The organism is Achromobacter sp. SIMBA_011, from assembly GCF_046535435.1.
In the GTDB taxonomy this organism is placed as follows: Bacteria; Pseudomonadota; Gammaproteobacteria; order Burkholderiales; family Burkholderiaceae_B; genus Achromobacter; species Achromobacter dolens.
In genome coordinates, this window is record NZ_JAWRWN010001111.1 from 1 (window position 1) to 241 (window position 241).

The window sequence follows — 241 nt, forward strand, 5'->3', positions numbered from 1 at the left end:
GCTGGAGGCGGTACTAAGGGCGGTAGGAAAGCAGGTTGAGCGGATAGTAGTTGTAGACAACGGATCTTCGGGGGCACTTGTGGCGAATGTGGCGTCACTATGTAGTAGATACAATGCCACCTTTATTGAGCTTTCCGAAAATAGGGGCATAGCGAGCGCGCAAAACACTGGCATAGCAGAGTTAATCCGAAATGGATCCGACTACGTCCTCCTCCTCGATCATGATAGCGTGCCATTTGAG

At 51.0% G+C, this 241-nt stretch carries 1 protein-coding gene; it reads left to right on the forward strand.

Going from position 1 to position 241, the window contains the following annotated elements; all coding sequences use genetic code 11:
* Nucleotide 1 precedes the first annotated feature (1 nt).
* On the forward strand, nt 2-241 hold a 240-nt coding region (locus tag SB816_RS34485; protein ID WP_410548555.1), incomplete at its 3' end, for a glycosyltransferase.